At 32.6% G+C, this 438-nt stretch carries 1 protein-coding gene; it reads left to right on the top strand.

What is annotated here, in order from left to right:
• A partial coding sequence (locus CBI42_RS11355; protein WP_256963819.1) for a terminase large subunit domain-containing protein occupies positions 1-438 on the top strand: 438 nt, incomplete at both ends.

The raw sequence follows: 438 nt of genomic DNA, 5'->3' as shown, positions 1-438 counted from the left end.
ATGATATTCTTTCAGGAAAAATTAGTGCCTGCAAGAAACAAAAACAAGCATGTCAACGTGAATTGAACGATAGAAAACGTTCTGAAAATGATGATTTCCTATATTATTTTGACAATAAAGAAGCTAACAAAAGCATCAAATTTATTTCTTTAATTCCAAAAACAGACGGGACAAAGTTAGAAATGGCAGGCTTTCAGAAATTTATTGTGGGTTGTTTATCAGGTTGGCGCAGGAAAGATAATCATTATCGAAGATTTAAAGACGCTTATATTTCTATGGCTAGAAAATCAGGTAAAACATATATTGCGAGTGCGTTAGCTATTCAAGCGTTATTACTTGAAAAAGTACCAGCAAAAAATAGACAAGTTTTGTTTGTAAGTAACGCTTTAAAACAAGCCAAAATAGGTTATGCCATGATGAGTTCTGAAATTCGGCAAC

It is taken from the genome of Streptococcus sp. KR (assembly GCF_002238115.1).
Lineage (GTDB): Bacteria > Bacillota > Bacilli > Lactobacillales > Streptococcaceae > Streptococcus.
The sequence above is the reverse complement of the archived record's forward strand: the minus strand, read 5'-3'. Positions and strand labels throughout refer to the sequence as shown.